Annotated in this window: 16 protein-coding genes, 1 tRNA gene and 1 pseudogene; 10 read left to right on the top strand and 8 right to left on the bottom strand. The window is 48.5% G+C overall.

What is annotated here, in order from left to right:
* Positions 1-67: 67 nt before the first annotated feature.
* Positions 68-850 carry a hypothetical protein gene (locus ACJA3I_RS08260; protein ID WP_458862132.1) on the bottom strand — a complete coding sequence of 261 codons (783 nt, stop codon included), beginning with the start codon at positions 848-850 and terminating at the stop codon, positions 68-70.
* Between the two features lie 317 nt (positions 851-1,167).
* Positions 1,168-1,243 (bottom strand) — tRNA-Pro (locus ACJA3I_RS08255).
* Between the two features lie 326 nt (positions 1,244-1,569).
* Here ACJA3I_RS08255 and fliB point away from each other — a divergent pair.
* Positions 1,570-2,646: a flagellin lysine-N-methylase gene (gene fliB, locus ACJA3I_RS08250; protein WP_458862131.1), complete on the top strand. Its 1,077-nt coding sequence runs from the start codon at positions 1,570-1,572 to the stop codon at positions 2,644-2,646.
* On the opposite strand, the gene ACJA3I_RS08245 is transcribed toward fliB, so the two are convergent.
* Complete coding sequence (locus ACJA3I_RS08245) at positions 2,626-3,390, bottom strand: prepilin peptidase (protein WP_458862130.1); 765 nt, start codon at positions 3,388-3,390, stop codon at positions 2,626-2,628. The genes fliB and ACJA3I_RS08245 overlap by 21 nt on opposite strands.
* A 173-nt stretch (positions 3,391-3,563) precedes the next feature.
* Here ACJA3I_RS08245 and ACJA3I_RS08240 point away from each other — a divergent pair, with 173 nt between their 5' ends.
* Positions 3,564-4,016 (top strand): hypothetical protein, encoded by a 453-nt coding sequence (locus ACJA3I_RS08240; RefSeq protein WP_458862129.1) that lies wholly within the window; start codon positions 3,564-3,566, stop codon positions 4,014-4,016.
* A gap of 60 nt (positions 4,017-4,076) precedes the next feature.
* On the opposite strand, the gene ACJA3I_RS08235 is transcribed toward ACJA3I_RS08240, so the two are convergent.
* From ACJA3I_RS08235 to ACJA3I_RS08220, 4 genes are all read right to left on the bottom strand, one after another.
* Positions 4,077-4,220, bottom strand: coding sequence for a hypothetical protein (locus ACJA3I_RS08235; protein ID WP_458862128.1), 144 nt, complete (start codon positions 4,218-4,220; stop codon positions 4,077-4,079).
* 56 nt (positions 4,221-4,276) lie between these two features.
* Positions 4,277-5,617: a 2-hydroxyglutaryl-CoA dehydratase gene (locus tag ACJA3I_RS08230; protein WP_458862127.1), complete on the bottom strand. Its 1,341-nt coding sequence runs from the start codon at positions 5,615-5,617 to the stop codon at positions 4,277-4,279.
* Entirely contained in the window at positions 5,610-8,531 is a 2,922-nt protein-coding gene (locus ACJA3I_RS08225) for an acyl-CoA dehydratase activase-related protein (RefSeq protein WP_458862126.1), read from the bottom strand. Before ACJA3I_RS08225 ends, ACJA3I_RS08230 begins: the two co-directional genes overlap by 8 nt.
* A gap of 253 nt (positions 8,532-8,784) precedes the next feature.
* Entirely contained in the window at positions 8,785-10,566 is a 1,782-nt protein-coding gene (locus ACJA3I_RS08220) for a Na/Pi cotransporter family protein (RefSeq protein ID WP_458862125.1), read from the bottom strand.
* 294 nt (positions 10,567-10,860) lie between these two features.
* Here ACJA3I_RS08220 and ACJA3I_RS08215 point away from each other — a divergent pair, with 294 nt between their 5' ends.
* The 7 genes and pseudogenes from ACJA3I_RS08215 to ACJA3I_RS08185 all read left to right on the top strand — a co-directional run bounded on the left by ACJA3I_RS08215 (position 10,861) and on the right by ACJA3I_RS08185 (position 16,741).
* Positions 10,861-11,574, top strand: a complete 714-nt coding sequence (locus tag ACJA3I_RS08215; RefSeq protein ID WP_458862124.1) for a gamma-glutamyl-gamma-aminobutyrate hydrolase family protein — start codon at positions 10,861-10,863, stop codon at positions 11,572-11,574.
* A gap of 126 nt (positions 11,575-11,700) precedes the next feature.
* Positions 11,701-12,561, top strand: a complete 861-nt coding sequence (locus ACJA3I_RS08210; RefSeq protein ID WP_458862123.1) for a sigma-E processing peptidase SpoIIGA — start codon at positions 11,701-11,703, stop codon at positions 12,559-12,561.
* A gap of 8 nt (positions 12,562-12,569) precedes the next feature.
* The gene (sigE, locus tag ACJA3I_RS08205) at positions 12,570-13,298 is read left to right on the top strand and encodes an RNA polymerase sporulation sigma factor SigE (protein WP_458863838.1); all 729 of its coding nucleotides are present in this window, start codon (positions 12,570-12,572) and stop codon (positions 13,296-13,298) included.
* A 144-nt stretch (positions 13,299-13,442) separates the two neighbouring features.
* Positions 13,443-13,730 (top strand): annotated as a pseudogene (locus ACJA3I_RS08200) (sigma-70 family RNA polymerase sigma factor); the annotation flags it as partial.
* A gap of 149 nt (positions 13,731-13,879) precedes the next feature.
* Complete coding sequence (locus ACJA3I_RS08195; RefSeq protein WP_458862122.1) at positions 13,880-15,568, top strand: FAD-dependent oxidoreductase; 1,689 nt, start codon at positions 13,880-13,882, stop codon at positions 15,566-15,568.
* 19 nt (positions 15,569-15,587) lie between these two features.
* On the top strand, positions 15,588-16,130 hold the full coding sequence (locus ACJA3I_RS08190) for a peroxiredoxin-like family protein (protein ID WP_458862121.1): 543 nt from the start codon (positions 15,588-15,590) through the stop codon (positions 16,128-16,130).
* Positions 16,131-16,228: 98 nt separating this feature from the next.
* Entirely contained in the window at positions 16,229-16,741 is a 513-nt protein-coding gene (locus ACJA3I_RS08185) for a MarR family winged helix-turn-helix transcriptional regulator (RefSeq protein WP_458862120.1), read from the top strand.
* Between the two features lie 99 nt (positions 16,742-16,840).
* Here the strand turns inward: ACJA3I_RS08185 and ACJA3I_RS08180 are convergent, their stop codons facing one another.
* Positions 16,841-17,740, bottom strand: a complete 900-nt coding sequence (locus ACJA3I_RS08180; protein ID WP_458862119.1) for a LysR family transcriptional regulator — start codon at positions 17,738-17,740, stop codon at positions 16,841-16,843.
* 138 nt (positions 17,741-17,878) lie between these two features.
* Between ACJA3I_RS08180 and ACJA3I_RS08175 the strand changes: the two genes are divergently transcribed.
* Positions 17,879-18,814 carry a (4Fe-4S)-binding protein gene (locus ACJA3I_RS08175; protein ID WP_458862118.1) on the top strand — a complete coding sequence of 312 codons (936 nt, stop codon included), beginning with the start codon at positions 17,879-17,881 and terminating at the stop codon, positions 18,812-18,814.
* Positions 18,815-18,816 lie beyond the last annotated feature (2 nt).

The following is an 18,816-nucleotide window of genomic DNA, read 5'->3' as shown; positions in this document are numbered from 1 at the left end:
GAATAGATGTCACTTTCTATTTCAAAATTACTTACACAATAAACATACTGAGAAATACGATTTCAATTTAAAATAAACAAGTTTTTCTAATCTCGTCTATAAATATCTTCCCGTCTTTGTTTTCAAAAAGTCTTAATGATAATTCCTCCCTAAAGAAATTGTCTAAATAAGTTGTGCCATTTATAAACTCAATTTTTTGTCGGTCTATATTAATCTGTTCAGGGGAATTTAGTCTAAGCCCAAATAACTTTTTATATGTATCAGTATTGATAATCCAAATTATTCGGTTTAAATATTCTTCCTCAAAATATTCACCGTGCTGAAGAATTTCTGCAATTTCTTTTTGAATGTCATTTAAAGTATAACCTATTGCTGTAAGCGTGTATGGATTATAGAGCAGTAGAACTTCAGGCGTTTTAAAAATACCAGGATACTCTTCTAACCAAATTGTGCGGGTAGAGCTTTCGGAATCGATGCTTGCTTTTAAAGATTTATTATCTAAACATTTCCAGTCTTCCTTTTTAGTCAATAAACCAAAAAGAAAATTTAATAATTCTGCAAGCTTTTTTTGACTTTGTTCTACTGTAGGTTTCATCACCATCATCTTGTGTTTATAAGGGACAGTAACCGTAATATAGTAAAAAATATAACTTGTAATTACAGAAAGTGCTAAGGTGTTAACAAGAACTCCTAAATAATAAAGTTCCATAAAAGGAGCTTCCCAACGCAATAAAACAAACTGATATAACAATACCAATATGCCCGAAAAAACTACTGCACACTTTAACTTTTTGTTTGTCGACTTGGCCGTACTTTTGTCAGCAAGAATTTCTTTTTGTGAAACATTCATTTAACCACCTCACACAAGTATTTAGTGAATCAGGCCTTTTGGCGGCGCTATTGAAAACATGTTATTGCTATACCACACACTTCTGCCTTTTGCCGCAAAAGTAAGTCTCCTAATTGCAAATCTCCTTTTTTAGTATAATGCCAACTTCATCCATTTGCAACAAAGTGTCTAAGCGACGCGGGCAGGCGCAAATTCTGCGCCGCTATAATCAATGAAATAGGCCGTTCCAGGCGTCGCAAAAAGCCGCTTTTGACCACATCCGAAATTTGGTTTTTGCATAGAAAAATCCTCTGAAATCGACGATTTCAGAGGATTTTTGGTCCGAGTGACAGGGTTCGAACCTGCGGCCTGATGGTCCCAAACCACCCGCGCTACCAACTGCGCTACACCCGGTTATTTGATTTTTGCTTTCTGGAAATTTTTCTGTCTGTGGTCATTCCTGTGGTCAAAGGCATTTTCGCGGCGAGTTTCCGGCAGAGGAGAAAGCCCGTAAACAGAGGCGCTGCAAGGCTTTCCGGCATCGGTGCGGGACGCGGCTCGGATACCGGCGCTGCGCTCTCAAACCACCCGCGCTACCAGCTGCGCCACACCCGGATACGGTTACAACACACTTGAATAATATATCTTAGAAACAAAATTTTGTCAAGAATAATCCTGTTAGGCGTAAAGAAAGTATGGTATGCTGTAAATAAAATCAAGGCATGAAAAGAGGCTTTCGTGTGAAACAAAGAATACCTGAATATTACCATTCTTTTCAGTGCATTGGAAAAGAATGCAAGGATAATTGCTGTATCGGCTGGGAAATCGATATCGACCTCGACACCTATCGGAAATATCAAGCGCAGGAAGGGGATCTTGGCCGAAAGCTCAGAAAAAACATTGCAATAGAGCCGGAAACAGACACGAGGCATTTCATCCTATGCGGTGAACGATGCCCGTTTTTAAAGCAAGAAGGGCTTTGCGAATTGATTTGCGAAAGCGGGGAAGAGATGCTTTGCGAAATTTGCAGGAATCATCCGCGCTTTTTCGAATGGTATGGGCCTGTTAAAGAAAGCGGCATTGGATTATGCTGTGAAGAAGCGGCAAGATGGATCCTTTCTTCTCAAGAAAAGCAGAAATTCTTATGGGAAGAGATCGAAGAAGAGGGCGGGCAGGAAAAACCCGAACTCTATGAATTCTTTTTTGCCGCAAGAGAACTCTTTTTCGAGATCGCGCAGGATCGTCGCTATCATCTGTTTGAAAGGATGGCGGAATTGCTGGAAAGCGCCGCCGAATTACAGGCGCAGATAACAGGGGAAGCGTTCACCTTGCCAGTCATGACCGAAGAACCAGATCGCTTTTGCAGCAGTGCAGCTTTCTGCGGGTGCATGGCGGGTCTGGAGCCGATGGATCGGGCATGGCCCGTGAAATTGGGCCAGATGACAGAAGCTTTCAAAAACGAAGCGGGCATGGCACAAAACATCCATGCCGCGGCGGCATATCGGCCGTGGGAATATGAAAATCTTCTGGTATATTTTCTTTTTCGATACAGCCTGAAAGCGTGTTATGACGGCAATCTTTTAGAAAAGATACAGTTTGCCGTTTTGGCGGTTATGGCTGTTTTAGAACTGGATGCGCTGGAAACTTTGCGGGGAAGCACCATCCATCGCCTTGAAAATGCCAAAATGTTTTCAAAAGAAATCGAATATTCCGATGAGAACCGAGAAGCCCTGTTGAGAGCGTTTGAAACGGAAGAAAAGCTTTCCTGGCAGAGCGTCTGGCGGGAACTTTGCCGGTTAAGCCGTGAAGAGGGATAAATAAAACGCGATAAAACGCTGGCCGAACAGCGCGAACAGCATCACCGAAGCGGCAAGATAAGGCGCCATGGGAATTTCGGTATGCTCGGGGATCTTTTTCGCAAGATAAGCAGGAACCCAGCGAAGCGCCGCCAGAAGATAAGCGAAGAAGAAGGCGGGAATCATCCGCTGCCAGCCAAACAGCAAACCGCAGCAAGCCATTAATTTGATATCTCCGCCGCCGATTCCGCCATTGGTGAACCATGCGATGGCAAACATGCCGCCGCCCAGGATCAAAGCGCCGAGAAAGCGGCTGGTCAAAGAGATTTCGGGGCCGATGAAATAAGAAAGCAAAGCGGCGCCGAGCAAAATTACATGAAGCCGGTCGGGAATATAAGTATGATCTAAATCAATAAACCATGCGACGATCAAAACACAGCATATCAGGCAAAGAAGTGCGGAATAAGCGCCATATCCATAAACAAAGCAGCACAGGGCAAAAAGCAGACCGGTGAGCAGTTCCACCAAAGGGTATCGCCAGGAAATGGGCGCGCCGCAATAGCGGCATTTTCTTTTCAGAAACAGAAAACTGAAAACGGGAACAAGATCAGCGGCGGATAGCGGATGTTTGCAGGCCGGGCAAAAAGAACGGCCGCGCGCCACGGAAAGATTCAGCGGCAGGCGATAGATCACCACATTCAAAAAGCTGCCGATGCACAGCCCGAAAAGAAAATACCATAAACACCAAAATGTTTTCAAAGACATAACAACGCTCCTCATTCGGCAATATTCTATCAAATTATTTTATCATTTTGATGCGGATTTTTCTACCATGTTTTATGCTTCCCAGTGAAATCTTCGCGTGCGGCGGCATAAAAAACGCATTTTCCGCAATACTACCTTATGATACTTTTGGTTCAGGGATGAGGAGGCGGAATATGAAGATCGGCGTTGCGGAAGAAAAAAGCGAGATCCTGAATTTTCTATCTCGGAAAATACGATCGATGAAAGCGCCCATTCAAATGGAGAAAGCGGCGGCAGGGGCGCATTATGATCTGCTGTTGATTGCGCCGCAGCAAACTTTGCATGTGCCCCGCGAAGGCTGCATCGCGCATACTTTGATCGTTCACGAAGAAGATGCTGCCGAAGCCGTGGCGTGGGTAAATGCCGCCAGCATTGTGACTTACGGCACCCAGCGAAGCACTTTGGCGCTTTCTTCTTTTGAAGATATCTGCATGATCGCGGTGCAGCGAGAAATCGCCGATCAGAACGGAAACATTATCGAGATCGGGGAACTTCAGCTGGAAATTCCGCCTTCGTTTGGCCAATCGGCCTGCATGGTCGCGGGGGCGGTGCGCCTGATCGAAATGCAGCAAAATGAAATTTCCTAATGAATAAAACAGAATAAAACATAAAAAATCCGCCGGTCATCAACCGGCGGATTTGCTGCATTATCCTTCTGAAACGATCTGTTCCAACACAGCGATCAAATCTTGCAAAGAATGCAGGGTCACATTTCGAGCCAAAACAGCAGATTGCAGCTCGGGGGGCATCGTTTGAAAATGGGACATGATTTTCGGATCGACATAAGACATACAATCACCTCAAAACTATCATGCCCGGTCAGAGAAGTTTTTAAACAGAAAAACAGTTACATTCCGCCGTTGGCCGCAAATGACGAAGGAGCAGCAGCGGTTTTTTTCGCTTCGGGCGCAGAAGAAGCCGCGGGCTGCAGTTTTTCTTTGGCGATGGCCAGCATCAGCTTGATGCGGTTTTCCTGATTCACGCTGGTGGCGCTGGGGTCATAATCGATGGGGACAATGTTTGAATTGGGGTATTGTTCTTTCAATTTGCGGATCATCCCTTTACCGCAGACATGGTTCGGCAAACAGCCGAAAGGCTGGGTGCAAATAATGTTATCGATGCCTTCTTCCACAAGAGAAGCCATTTCGGCGGTGAGAAGCCAGCCTTCTCCCATTTTGCAGCCGTAACCGATGATTCCCTGGGCAGATTGCTTGGTGCGGCGGAAAGAGAAGGGGGTGTGGAACTGCGGATATTTTTTCATGGCGGTGCGCATGGCGCTTTCGATGTCTTCCAGATAGCGCATGAGCTTGCGCACAAACAGGCTTTCAATTTTGCCGCCGCCATAAAGTGCGGCATCATCCAAATGAACCTCCATGCAATACATCACAAAATTCAAAAGACCCGGCACCATCACTTCGCAATCTTCCTGAGCCAAAAGGGCTTCCAGATTGTTGTTGCCGAGATGCGAATATTTCACATAGATCTCGCCCACAACGCCCACTTTCACTTTTGGGGTGATGTGGACGGGGATCGCCGCAAAATCGGCGGCGATCTTTTCAAGGTTTGCCTTAATCTCTTTTTTCGAATAACCTTTGTTTTGATTGAAGGCATCGCTGATGGCGGCGATCCACTTGGAAACCAAACGGTCGCTGTCGCCTTGATGGAGCTCGTAGGGGCGCGTTTGATTGGAAAGCAGCATCAACAGATCGCCGTAAACGATCGCGCCTATCGATTGGCGCAGGAAAGGCAGCGTCAAACGGAACCCGCTGTTTTTTTCAAGCCCGGATACATTGAGCGAAATGACGGGAACATAATCTAAGCCGGCCTTGTGAAGCGCTTTGCGCAGCAAATGGATATAGTTGGATGCGCGGCATCCGCCGCCTGTCTGGGTGATCATCAAAGCGACTTTGTGCTTATCGTATAAACCGCTTTCCAAAGCCGAGATCATCTGGCCGATCACCAGAAGCGCAGGGTAGCAGGTATCGTTATGCACATATTTCAAACCGCAATCTACCACGGCGCGGGTCTCGTTGCTCAGAAGAACCGCGTGATATCCATGATTGTTTAAGGTGCATTTTAAAATTTCAAAGTGGATCGGGGCCATTGCGGGCAGCAGGATGGTGTAATCTTTGCGCATCTCTTTGGTAAAAAGCAGACGCCCCGAAGAATCATAACATAATTTAGCCATTGGAAGATTCCCCCTTCAAAGCTTCCACCGCAGCGAACAGGCTGCGCAAACGGATCTTCACCGCGCCGAGGTTGGTGATTTCATCAATTTTGATCTGTGTATAAATTTTTCCGCCCTGTTCCAGGATTTCGCGGACTTCATCGGTGGTGATGGCATCCAGACCGCAGCCGAAAGAAACCAGCTGCACCAGCTGCATATCGGGCTGGCTGACGATATATCGCGCCGCGGAATAAAGCCGCGCGTGGTAAGTCCATTGGTTCAAAACACCGGTGGCAAAGCGGGGAACCATCTGGCTGATGCAGTCTTCGGAAATCACGGCGGCATTTTGGGCGCAAACCAGTTTGTCGATGCCGTGGTTGATTTCGGGGTCTACATGATAAGGCCTGCCGGCCAGCACAACGATGGGCATCGAACGCGCGCGGGCGGTTTCGATGATCTCACTGCCTTTCCGGCGAATCTTCTGAAAATAATCCCGATAGGCTTCCATGGCGGTCTTTGAAGCTTTGCGAATTTCGGCCAGCGGAATCTCGGGGAAATATTTTGCCAAGATCGCCTGCATATGGCGCGGAAAATCATGGGGGCGGTGCAGGCCGATATAATCGGTGATCAATCGCACCTGCCGCTCGTGGGGCAGATTGCCGGCGATCACTTCGGGATAATAGGCCACAACGGGGCAATTATAGTGGTTATCGCCTTTTTCTTCATTCAGGTTATAACTCATGCAGGGGTAAAAAATCGTTTCGCAGCCTTCATCGATCAGTGCCTGCACATGGCCGTGCATCAGCTTTGCGGGGTAGCATACCGTATCGGAAGGGATGCTGCTTTGCCCGTTGAGATAAAGCTGGCGGGTGGAAGCAGGAGAGGTGTGCACTTCAAACCCCAGCGAAGTGAAGAAAGAATGCCAGAAGGGCAGCAGCTCGTAAAGGTTCAGCCCCATGGGAATGCCGATTTTTCCGCGTGGGCCGCTTTGTGGCTGATAAGTGCCGAGCAGTTCCTGTTTATAAGCATAGATATCCAGCGAAACATCGGAAGCGCGTTTGGTGATGGGGCGTTCGCAGCGGTTGCCGCTGATATACCGCCGGTCGCCGCCGAAAGAATTGATGGTCAGCTTGCAGTTATTGCTGCAAAGGCCGCAGTTGACCGTTCTCACTTCGTGCTTCATCTGTTTCAGTTCATCCAAAGAAAGCAAAGTGCTTTGGCGGCTGCCGTGGGCCTTATGCGCCGCGTAAAGCGCCGCGCCATAAGCGCCCATCAAACCGGCCACGCCGGGGCGAATCACCTCAGTATGAAGTTCCTGCTCAAAGGCGCGCAGCACGGCATCATTTAAGAAGGTTCCACCCTGCACCACAATATGCTGCCCCAGTTCGGCAGCGCTGGTGGCACGGATAACTTTGTAAAGCGCGTTTTTCACCACGCTGATGGAAAGACCGGCCGAGATGTTTTCGATGGAAGCGCCGTCTTTTTGGGCTTGCTTTACAGAAGAATTCATAAACACCGTGCAGCGCGAACCGAGATCGACGGGCTTATCGGCAAACAGGCCGAGCTTTGCGAATTCTTCCATAGGGTAACCTAAGGCGCCCGCAAAAGTTTGAAGGAAAGAACCGCAGCCGGAAGAACAGGCTTCATTCAAAAAGATGTTGTCGATCACGCCGTTGCGGATCTTGAAGCATTTGATATCCTGCCCGCCGATATCGATGATGAATTCCACATTCGGCATAAACTTTTTGGCCGCCGTGAAATGCGCCACCGTTTCCACAATGCCTTCATCCACGGAAAAGGCGTTTTGGATCAGCCCTTCGCCATAGCCTGTCACCGCGCTGCGGGCAATATGGATCTTCGGGTATTTTTCATAAAGCTCCATCAGAAAATTCTTCACGATGGTGGTGGGGTCGCCGTTGTTCGGGGTATACAGCGAACATAAAATAGCGCCTTCAGGTGTAATGGCAACAACCTTTACTGTTGTTGAACCGGAATCGATTCCAAGAAAAGCATCCCCGTTATATTCGGCAGGGTCACAGCTGGGAACCGTATTGGCGCTGTGGCGCTTGTGAAAAGCTTCATATTCTTCGCGCGAGGCGAACAGCGGGTCGATGGAAGCATACTGTTCCTGCGAATGATAATCCCGCAGCCGCGCGAGAGCATCATCAAGCGAGATCTCATCCTGCGCCGACAGCGCGGCACCCAAAGCGGCGTAATAAAGTGAGTTTGGCGGGCAGATGCCCGTGGTTTTCAGCGTGGTGTCGAAACAGGTTCTCAGCTGGCTGAAAAAGGTGAGCGGGCCGCCGAGATAGACCACATTGCCTTTGATGGGGCGCCCCTGAGCAAGCCCCGCGATGGTTTGATTCACCACGGCATAAAAAATGCTCAACGCCACATCGGTTTTCTGCGCGCCCTGATTGAGCAGCGGCTGGATATCCGATTTGGCAAAAACGCCGCAGCGGGAAGCAATGGTATAGACCTGTGTGCCCGCAGAAGCTGCCTGATTCATTTCATCCGGCGTCAGATGCATCAAAGTGGACATCTGGTCAATAAAAGCACCCGTGCCGCCGGCACAAGTGCCATTCATGCGAACTTCTGTGCCGCCGGTCAAAAACAAAATTTTAGCGTCTTCTCCGCCCAGCTCAATGATGACATCTGTGCCCGGCAAATAAGAAGAAGCCGCTAAACGAGTGGCATATACTTCCTGGATGAAAGGGATCTTGGTGCCAAGGGCCATCCCCATCCCGGCAGAGCCTGTAATGGCAAGCGTTGCATGGGGCTGAGGATATTTTTTGAGGATGGTTTGAAGGAGCTCCGTCGTTTTTTCTGTGATCTGCGAAAGATGGCGTTCATATGATTGATAGAGAATAGCGTTATGATCATCAAGCACGACACATTTGATAGTGGTCGAACCTACATCAATTCCGATTTTCAAGAGATTCCCTCCGATAATGTGGCGCAGTGATTTTAAGCGGCACACTTTAATATTAAGTAAATCTTAATGATTTTTTGTCGTTTTGTAAAGAGGAAAGCGCTTTCGATTCTGACAAAAAAGCAGGTTGTTGGACAAAATCCGCGAAAATTAACAAAAAAGATACAAATTGTTTCTTGACCAAGAACAAAAACGAATCCCCCTATCAAGCAAACTGTTTCAAGGGCTTGATAGGGGGAGGGTATATTTTAGAAAATCAAATAACTTTGCTCAGATATTTGTTTTCATAAAGCGAGGTGAAAGCGGCGAATTCATCGGTGCGGATATCTTTTACGATCTTGCGATATTCATGCATATCGAATTCTTCGGCATCGTCTGACAGCATCATCACATAAACGGAAACATTGGAGCAGTGATCGGCGATTTTCTCATAGTTATGGATGATATCCAGGAAGGGAATGCCGGTGCTCACTGTGCACATACCGCTTTGCAGGCGCATGATATGGCGGGATTTCAGCGCTTCTTTCATGGAATCGATCACATCTTCAAGGGGATCGATCTGGCGGGAAAGCGCCGTATCGCATGTTTCGTAGGCACGGATGGTCAGATCCATAATTTCATCCACCGCATCGCTCATCACGCGCAGTTCTGAAAGCGCTTCCTGTGAAAACACGATATTGCGGTCTTTCATATCCTGATAAAATTCCAAAAGATTTTCGGCATAATCGCCCATGCGTTCGAAATCGCCGATGGAATGCATCATTTCGGAATAGGCCTTTTTGCTTTTTTCAGAAAGCTCTTCATCTTTGATGCCGAGCATGTAAGTGTTAAGGCGTGCTTCGGCACGGTCTAAGAAGCTTTCGTTATCTTTAAAGGTATCAAGCCGGGGAGCTTCATCGCTGACCAGCGCGGCGTTGACAATGCGGATATTTTTCTGCGCGCAGAGGCCCATGGCCACGATCACTTTGTTGCACTGCTCAAGCGCGACGACAGGGGAAGAATAGAAGCGTTCATCCAGGCGGCCAAGGTCTTCTGTCAGGCTTTCTTCGCCGCTGTTTTTCGATTTGATCGTGTGTTCAGCCAGGAAAATCAGGAAGCGGTTGAACGGAATGAAGAACAGTGTGGTGACGACATTGAAAAGAAGGTGGAAGTTTGCGATGCCGCCTTTGCCGATGGTTTCATGCCAGAAGGAAAAACCGACAAAGGCGTTGATCGAATAGATCGCTGTCATAAAAAGCAGTGACCCGATGAGGTTGAAATAGAAATGGATCATTGCGGCGCGTTTGGCGCTTTTGTTTGCGCCGATGGAAGACAGCAGCGCGGTGACGCAGGTGCCGATATTCTGGCCCAGAATAATGGGGATCGCCGCGGAATAAGTGATGGCGCCCGTGGAAGCCACCGCTTGAAGAATGCCCACCGATGCGGAAGAACTTTGGATGATCGCCGTGACGAAAACGCCCACCAGCATGCCCAAAAGCGGGTTGCTGAATTTCGAGAACATTTCCTGGAACCAGGGGAGGTCTTTTAACGCGGTGACAGAACCTTCCATCACTGACATACCGATGAACAGCACACCAAACCCCAGCAGGATCTCGCCGAAATCGTGGTGCTTGCGCTTTTTAGAAAACATAAACAGCACAGCGCCGATGGCAACCGCCACATAGGCCAGATTGGAAGGCTTCATCAAAGTCATGAGGAAGCTTTCCGATACGCTGCCCGTGGTGTCAAGACGCAGGATCTGTGCTGTGACGGTGGTGCCGATGTTGGCGCCCATGATCACGCCCACAGCCTGCTTCAAATTCATGATGCCGGCGTTTACAAAACCGACCACCATGACCGTTGTGGCAGAAGAACTTTGGATAATGCCGGTGATCAGCGCGCCCACAGCCACGGCGCTGAAAATATTACCGGTGACGGTTTCCAGTGTTTTCTCAAGTTTTTCGCCGGCCATTTTCTCTAAAGCGTTGCCCATGGTGAGCATGCCATAGATGAACAGCCCCAAGCCGCCCAGCAGCTTGACCAAAGAAAGAGCATTCATACTTGTTAACCCCTTATCTTTCTCTCAATTTCTCATTCTTTTACATTTTATCAACTTTATAAGGATACCGTCAATGATAAAATACATTAAATTGGTTATAAAATACAAAAACTCTCTGGCGAATTTGGAGAATATTTTGTCACAACAACACAATGAATGTAAAATCTGAGTAAAAACAGGGATGATTTAGCCAGTGCGAGTGTTGTAATCTATTGTAACATCTGTTATGATATGTCAGTTAGAGAGAATAGGTTGAAATCATATCGATATTTATTGAATGAAGGATGGTTTGTTATGGAGAAAAAAATGTTGATTCTGGTTTCTTCGGATTCCGGCGTTTTATCCAGCGGAATGCGTGAACTGCGCAGCCCTGCGGCTTATACCCGCGCGATCGCGGCGGCGGGCGGTGTTCCCGTGATCGGCGGCGAACAATGCGCCGAAGAACTGGCCGAGATCTGTGATGGCTTGCTGCTTTCCGGCGGGCCGGATATCGAGCCCGAATTGTTTGGCGAAACCATTTATAATGATACGGTGCATTGCGACGGCCCCCGCACAAAATATGAATATGAACTGCTGAAAGCCTTTTTGGCCAAGGGAAAGGCCATCATGGGCATCTGCCGCGGCGAACAGATCATCAATGTTTATCTGGGCGGCACAATGTATCAGGATCTGGCGTGGCAGAAGGGTGTTTATCACAGCTGCTATGAACTGCGCCACAAGGTCGTTACCGAAAAGGGTTCCATCGTTCAGCGTTTGCTGGGTGATGAATTCAATGTCAACAGCACACACCACCAGGCTGTGAAAGAACTGGCGCCCGGTTTGAAAGTTACCGCCCATTCTAAAGAAGATGGCGTGATCGAAGCATATGAGCATGAAAGTCTGCCGATTTTTGGCGTGCAGTGGCATCCCGAGCGCCTGACCAATATCATGCGCGACAGCCGCACACCCGATATGGCGCCTTTGTTCACTTATTTCCTTGAGCAAGTGGAAAAGCATTGCGGAAAATAAAATAGCCTTTGGCGAAACGAAACAGAAAGCCGGTCGAAAATTCGACCGGCTTTCTTTGCTAAAAAGGACAGAATATGCAGGGACAAAGCGTTATACTCATGGCAGGCGTCGGAAAGGAGGGCTGCCATGAGAACGATCTATTTGGATGTTCTGTTTTTGAACAATATGCTGGTGGATTATCTGCTGCTGCTGACGACAGCCAGATTCTGCGGCGAGATTTGCGCGAGAATGCGAATGGTTTGCGGCGCGTTGATGGGCGGCGCGGGGGCGGTTTTCTTTTTTTTCGAACCGTTTCCGCTTTGGGCCGGAATTCCGTTGAAAATTGGTTTTTGTTTTTTGATCTGTGCCGTGGTGTTCGGGCTTCATCCCCACGGCGGGCTTTGCCGCCTGGCGCTGCTGTTCTTTTTGGTAACGCTCTGCTTTGCCGGCGTGGTGTTTGCCTGCGGCTGGTTTTGCAGCGGATCGGGCTTCTTTTATGTCAAAGGCGGCATTGCCTATCTGGAGCTGCCTTTTTGGATTTTGCTGGCGGCCTGCGTTATCGCATATTTTCTTCTGGGGCTTGCGTTTGGCGGCGGAAGCATGCGACGCAAAGAAAAAGACCGAAAAATAGAATGCAAATTAAATGGCAATGAAATAAACTTTACAGCTGTTATCGATACAGGAAATATGTTGATAGACCCCGCGGGAGGCAAGCGAGTGATCGTGGCCGACCCCGAACTTCTGCGGCCGCTGCTTCCGCGTGAAGATTGGCTTCGGTTTGTGAAAGAGGGTCGGGCGGAAGAAGCCTTTTCGCTGCTTATGAACCGTTATCAAAGCGGGTTTTCATTGGTGAGGTTTCAGACCATTGAAGGGAAAAAACGATGGATGCTTTGCATTCGGCCCGATTTTTTGGCCATAGACGGCAAAGAGAATAAAAGATATCTGGTGGGCGCCGCGCAAGGAAATCTGGCGCTGCCCATGGGGCAATGCGCCGTGATCGGAGAATAGGAGGAATGATGAATTTGAAATCGATAGGAAAAAGCATCCTTGCATATCTGGAAAAGCTTTTAGAAAAGATCGGATTCCGCCGCACCAATCCTGTGCATTATATCGGCGGTTCCGAAACGCTGCCTCCGCCTCTTACGCCCGAAGAAGAGGCAGATTATCTCGGCCGATATACCGGCAAAGAAGAGGATATCCGGCGGGTTTTGATCGAGCATAATCTCAGATTGGGGGTTTATATCGCAAGAAAGTTTGAAAACACCGGTGTGGGAATTGAAGATCTGATTTCCATCGGCACCATTGGGCTGATCAAAGCCGTGAATACATATCGCGTCGATAAAAACACCAAGCTTGCCACTTATGCTTCGCGCTGCATTGAAAATGAAATTCTGATGTATCTGCGCAAAAATTCCGCCCAGCGTTCGGAAATTTCCATCGATGAACCGCTGAACACCGATTGGGATGGCAACGAGCTGCTGCTTTCCGATATTCTGGGAACAGAGCCGGATTGTGTGATTCGCCCCATCGAAGATGATATCGACCGCCAACTGCTGAGCCATTGCATTTCGCTGCTTTCCCCCCGCGAGCAAGAGATCATTTCCATGAGATTCGGGCTTCACGGCCGTGAGGAAATGACACAAAAACAGGTGGCGGATGCACTTGGCATTTCACAATCCTATATCTCTCGGTTAGAAAAACGAATCATCAACCGGCTGAAAAAAGAGATGATGCGCTGCATGTGATGACAATTCATAAAAGTTCTAAAAAGACGGGCTGAAAGGCCCGCCTTTTTTGTCGTTTCGGATGCTGTAAAAAAGAAAGTAACGGTATGAAGAAGACCACACAGGGAATACTGATAGTGAAAATTCTGAAACGGAGGAAAATTCATGCTGGGGAAAGTGGAGATTTGCGGCATCAACACCTCGAAATTGAAGGTGTTGACCAACCGGGAAACAACGGCTTTATTGCTGAGAGTGAAAGAGCATGATGCGCAGGCGAGGGAAGAACTGATCAGCGGGAATTTGCGATTGGTGCTTTCGGTGGTGCAGCGCTTTTCTGGAAGAGGGGAAATGGCGGATGATTTGTTCCAGGTGGGCTGCATCGGCCTGATGAAATCCATCGATAATTTTGATACGAGTTTAAATGTCCGTTTTTCAACCTATGCCGTTCCAATGAACGGATGTTGTTGAAAAAGAAAAAAGTAGGTTTTCTGCAGAAATATAAATAGGTAAAAACCTATGATACTGATTCGCAGAACATATTTTACATTGAAAAAGCGGTATGCTATGATGAATGAAATGAACCGATTTCAGGAGGAATGACAATGAAAACTTTAATTGTTGGCGGGGTAGCCGGCGGCGCTTCGGCGGCGGCAAGACTGCGCAGATTGGATGAGCAGGCAGAAATCATCATGTTCGAGCGCGGCGAATATATCTCTTTCGCAAACTGCGGTCTGCCTTATTATATCGGCGGCGAGATCACGAAAAAATCCGCGTTGACTTTGCAGACACCGCAGAGTTTTCACGACCGTTTCAACATCGATGTGCGTGTGAACAGCGAAGTGACCGCCATCGACCCACAGGCGAAAACGGTGACCGTGGTTCCCCAAGACGGCGAGCCTTATACCGAAACTTATGATAAGCTGATTCTTTCGCCGGGCGCCGCGCCGCTGGTTCCCCCGTTTGAAGGCGCGAAGGGCCCGCGGGTGTTTACCCTGCGCAACATTCCCGATACTATGAAGATCAAAGAATATATCGAAGAAGAATTCCCCGAAAGCGCCGTGGTCATCGGCGGCGGATATATTGGCGTTGAGATGGCGGAAAACCTGAAAAAAGCCGGCCTGAAGGTCACCATCGTTGAAATGGCCGATCATTTGATCGCCCCGCTGGATTATGACATGGCCTGTGAAGTTCACCGCTATCTGCGCGATCAGGGCGTCACGGTGATGCTGGAAAACGGCGTTGAGGCCATCCGCGAAGAAGGGGAGAAGCTTTCGCTGCAGTTGAGCGGCGGAACGGTCGAAGCCGATATGGTCATTCTTTCCGTCGGCGTGCGCCCCGATACCGCGCTGGCGAAACAGGCGGGTCTGGCGCTTAATACCCGCGGCTGTATCATTGTGGATGAACATATGCAAACGAGCGCCGCCGATATTTATGCGGTGGGCGATGCGGTGGAGATCACCGATCTGGTGACGCAAAACAAAGGCTTTGTGCCTTTGGCGGGGCCGGCCAACAAGCAGGGCCGCATTGCCGCGGATAATATTTGCGGCATCCCCAGCGCTTATCAGAAAACACAGGGTTCTTCGGTTTTGAAGATTTTTGATATGACCGTTGCCATGACAGGCGTCAACGAGCGCACAGCAAAGGCGGCCGGTCTGGCATATGAAAAAGTATATACCTATTCCAATTCCCATGCGGCTTATTATCCCGGCGGCCACGGCATTTCTATCAAGACCCTGTATGAAAAAGAAACCGGCAAGATCTTAGGGGCGCAGCTGGTGGGATATGACGGCGTGGATAAACGCTGCGATGTGCTGGCGGTGGCTGTGCGCGCCGGGCTGACGGCGAAAGACCTCACAGAACTTGAACTTTGCTATGCGCCGCCTTTCGGTTCCGCTAAAGATCCTGTGAATTTTGTGGGCTATGTTATTGAAAATATCAGAAACGGCCTGGTGAAAAATTTCTATTGGGATGATGTAAAAGACCTGCCCAGAGATGGCAGCGTTACTTTGCTGGATGTGCGCAAGCCTGCGGAAAGAGAAAAGGGTTCCATCGAAGGTTTCCGCTCGATCCCGCTGGATGAACTGCGCGGGCGCGCAGTGGAACTGGATCGGACCAAGCCTGTTTATATCCACTGCCATTCCGGGCTGAGAAGTTATCTGGCCTGCCGCATGCTGACAGGCATGGGGTTTGATTGCTATAATCTTTCCGGCGGCTGGCGTTTCTATGAGATCGCCGTCAATAACAGAAGCGTTCCTCAGCAGAGCTGTTACGGCCCCGCCGAGAATAAATAAACGAACGGAGGAAGACAACATGGCAAAGCTGCATCAGGGCGAGAAGATGCCCGATTTTTCGTGTGATACGGTGTTTCAAAAGAATGTCACGCTTTCGCAATTGGTGGGCGAAAAGAAAACGATCGTCTTGTTTTTGCGTTATTACGGCTGCACCTTATGTCAATATGAAGTGCATCAGCTGAAAGAACACTATGCGGCCATCGAGGCGGTGGGCGCCCAGGCCATTGTTGTCTTTCAATCCGATCCCGAGAAAATTGCCAGACAGATCACGCCTGAAGACCTGCCTTTTAAAATTATCTGCGACCCTGAAATGAAGTTATATCAGCGCTTTGAAATCGGCGCTGCGGCTTCGCGTGAAGAATTGATGACGGACCCGCTGAAAGAAAAACTGAAAGAGATCGTGGCGCAGGGGTTCGTTCATGGGGAACACGAGGGCGAAGAGTATCAGCTGCCCGCCTATGCGGTTGTCGATAAGGAACTTAACATATTGCGTGTTCACTATGCGTCCGATCTGCTGGATATGCCCGAAGCAGAAGAGCTTCCGGCAATATTTCAGATGTAAAACTTTCAGAAGACGGCTTGACATTATTATGCAAATGTCGTATTATTAACAATAATAATAGCGTTGTGTAATGAAATGAAAAAAAGAGGTGCAAGCCAATGGAACAACAAGAAAATTTGCAGTGGGTAAATGCAGATCCTTATCACATCGGCGAACTGACATTTAAATATACGATGCAGTCATATGACAGGGTGAATATTCTGCATGATTACGGAACAGGCGAGAACTTCACAATGGTCGAAGTGCATACTGTCACGGTCATCGAAGAAAACCCCGGCATCACGGTAACAGAATTGGCCAAGGCCACAAACCGCACAAAGAGCGCGGTTTCTCAGGTTGTCAGCCGTTTGGAAAAGCGCGGCATGGTTCAAAAAACCCGCCCACGCGATAACGGCAAGAAGGCTTTGCTGTTTGTTACCCCCAAGGGTCGTGAACTGTCTATTGCTCATCGCGCTTACGATGTGAAAAATGTTTTATGCTGGCATAACAAGCTGAAAGAAACTTTCACCGATGAAGAACTGGATGTTTTCTATCGTGTCATGGCGGCAAGACTGGCTCTTTCCCCCATTCAAGATGAAGATGATGCCGATTCCGAAGATTTCGAAGAATAAGTTTATACAAATAAGAATAAGCCGGTATCCGAAAAACGGATATCGGCTTTTCTTATAGAATTTTTCAGAGGCAAGGGAAAAGGTGTTAAGGCGCCGTTTTTATGCAAGGCAGGGGCTGTTTTGAAAAGAAGTATGCTCCAGTTCGGCGATGAAATCTGTCAGCGCAGGTGATAAAAATTTATTTTTGTGATAGACTAAGTTGAAATTGCGAGTCAGGCGTGCATCCTCTAAAGGAAGAATGCAAAGTTTGCCCGCTTTGATGCCGTTTTGCACCAGCAGGCGCGAGATGACTGTTAGACCCTGGCCGCCGCAGACTGCGTTTAAAATGGAATCGGAGGAATGGCAGACCCATTTGGGATGGATCTCGACCCCATGCTGCAGCAGATAATGTTCAAACAGGGCACGCGTGCCGCTGCCTTCTTCGCGAAGGATGAAGTTTTGGCCCTTCAGATCTTCGGCATAAACCATTTTGCGGCCTGCAAAAGGATGATTGACGCTGCAGACCAGAACAAGCTCATCTTCCATGACGGGCTGGACTAAAAGTTCGGGGCTTTGAATAGAGCCTTCTACCAGGGCAAGATCCAGTTCGCTTTCCAGCAGCATTTTTTCGATCAGGCGGGTGTTATCAACGAACACCTGAACCTGCGCGTTGGTTCGCTGTTCTTCATAGCGCTTGATGATGCCCGCCAAAACACAGGAACCAACGGTGATCGTGGCGCCGACCCTCAGCAGGATATGGGAAGAAGCGTTGCGCAGATTGCGCTCCATTTCATCAAACAGCGTGACGATATGGCGGGCGTAACTCAGCAGCTGGATGCCCTCTTCGGTAATGTAAAGCTTTTTGGAAAGCCGCTCAAATAATTTTACGCCATAGGCATCTTCCATATCGGCGATCACCTGGCTGACGGTGGGCTGGGCGATATAAAGCTGTTTGGCGGCAAGCCCCATTTTTCCGGTTTCTGCAACGGCAATAAAAATTTTCAGATGTCGAATGGTCATAAAAATCCCCTTCATAGCATATTGCCTATAGTTTTGATTAAATATTACTATTTTACCTAACATGAATCAAGAGGTATAATAAAAATATCTTAGAACACGGCAGAAATGAAACATCATAAAAACGATGGAGGAAACAACATGGCATTGGAAGCAGCGAATATCAAAAAAGTAAAAGGGCAGGGATTTCTGCTCAACCGCGGAACGGAAGAATTTTCCGCACGCATTATCACGGTAAACGGTGTGCTTACCGCAAAACAAATGCAAAATCTCAGCGAAGCCGCCGCAAAGTTCGGCAGCGGCACATTGACTTTTACTTCCCGTTTAACGGTGGAAGTTCCCGGAGTTTCCTATGAGAATATCCCTGCGTTCCAAGAATATATCGCCAAAGAAGGCATGGTGACCGGCGGAACCGGTTCGAAAGTTCGCCCTGTGGTTTCCTGCAAAGGCACCACCTGCGTTTTTGGCCTTTATGATACGCAGGAACTGGCCAAAGAGATCCACGAGCGCTTTTATGAAGGATATCACGATGTGATTTTGCCCCATAAATTCAAAGTGGCTGTGGGCGGATGCCCCAACAACTGCGTGAAACCCGATTTGAACGACCTAGGCATTGTTGGCCAAAGAGTGCCCAAACTGAACCGGGATGCCTGCAAGGGCTGCGCCAAATGCGGCGTGGCGGAAGCATGCCCCATGAACGCGGTTGAGGTCAAAGAAGGGACAGCGGTGATCGATCCTGCTGTCTGCAATAATTGCGGCCGCTGCCACGGAACCTGCTATTTCGGCGCTTTGGAAGAAAGCGAAACCATGTATAAAGTGTATGTGGGCGGCAAATGGGGCAAGCGCGTGCGCATGGGTTCGGCGCTGAATACGCTGTTCACCCGTGAAGAAGTTTTAAATGTGGTGGAAAAGGCTATTTTACTGTTCAAACAAAAGGGCATTTCCGGTGAGCGTTTTGGCGAAACCGTTGAACGCCTTGGCGTTGAAAAAGTTGAAAAAATGCTGGTTTCCGACAATCTGTTGAAGCGGAAAGAAGAAATTCTCGAAATTGAAACCGTTGCCGGCGCAAAATGCTGATA

The organism is Acidaminobacterium chupaoyuni, from assembly GCF_047936785.1.
Lineage (GTDB): Bacteria > Bacillota > Clostridia > Oscillospirales > Butyricicoccaceae > Acidaminobacterium > Acidaminobacterium chupaoyuni.
Note: the sequence above shows the minus strand (reverse complement) of the source record. Positions and strands in the feature narration are given on the sequence as shown.

Coding starts and splice junctions, on each gene's coding strand:
- ACJA3I_RS08260 (WP_458862132.1), bottom strand. CDS start 850: ATGAATGTTTCACAAAAAGAAATTCTTGCTGACAAAAGTACGGCCAAG.
- ACJA3I_RS08245 (WP_458862130.1), bottom strand. CDS start 3,390: ATGTCTTTGAAAACATTTTGGTGTTTATGGTATTTTCTTTTCGGGCTG.
- ACJA3I_RS08240 (WP_458862129.1), top strand. CDS start 3,564: ATGAAGATCGGCGTTGCGGAAGAAAAAAGCGAGATCCTGAATTTTCTA.
- ACJA3I_RS08235 (WP_458862128.1), bottom strand. CDS start 4,220: ATGTCTTATGTCGATCCGAAAATCATGTCCCATTTTCAAACGATGCCC.
- ACJA3I_RS08230 (WP_458862127.1), bottom strand. CDS start 5,617: ATGGCTAAATTATGTTATGATTCTTCGGGGCGTCTGCTTTTTACCAAA.
- ACJA3I_RS08220 (WP_458862125.1), bottom strand. CDS start 10,566: ATGAATGCTCTTTCTTTGGTCAAGCTGCTGGGCGGCTTGGGGCTGTTC.
- ACJA3I_RS08215 (WP_458862124.1), top strand. CDS start 10,861: ATGGAGAAAAAAATGTTGATTCTGGTTTCTTCGGATTCCGGCGTTTTA.
- ACJA3I_RS08210 (WP_458862123.1), top strand. CDS start 11,701: ATGAGAACGATCTATTTGGATGTTCTGTTTTTGAACAATATGCTGGTG.
- sigE (WP_458863838.1), top strand. CDS start 12,570: ATGAATTTGAAATCGATAGGAAAAAGCATCCTTGCATATCTGGAAAAG.
- ACJA3I_RS08195 (WP_458862122.1), top strand. CDS start 13,880: ATGAAAACTTTAATTGTTGGCGGGGTAGCCGGCGGCGCTTCGGCGGCG.
- ACJA3I_RS08190 (WP_458862121.1), top strand. CDS start 15,588: ATGGCAAAGCTGCATCAGGGCGAGAAGATGCCCGATTTTTCGTGTGAT.
- ACJA3I_RS08185 (WP_458862120.1), top strand. CDS start 16,229: ATGGAACAACAAGAAAATTTGCAGTGGGTAAATGCAGATCCTTATCAC.
- ACJA3I_RS08180 (WP_458862119.1), bottom strand. CDS start 17,740: ATGACCATTCGACATCTGAAAATTTTTATTGCCGTTGCAGAAACCGGA.
- ACJA3I_RS08175 (WP_458862118.1), top strand. CDS start 17,879: ATGGCATTGGAAGCAGCGAATATCAAAAAAGTAAAAGGGCAGGGATTT.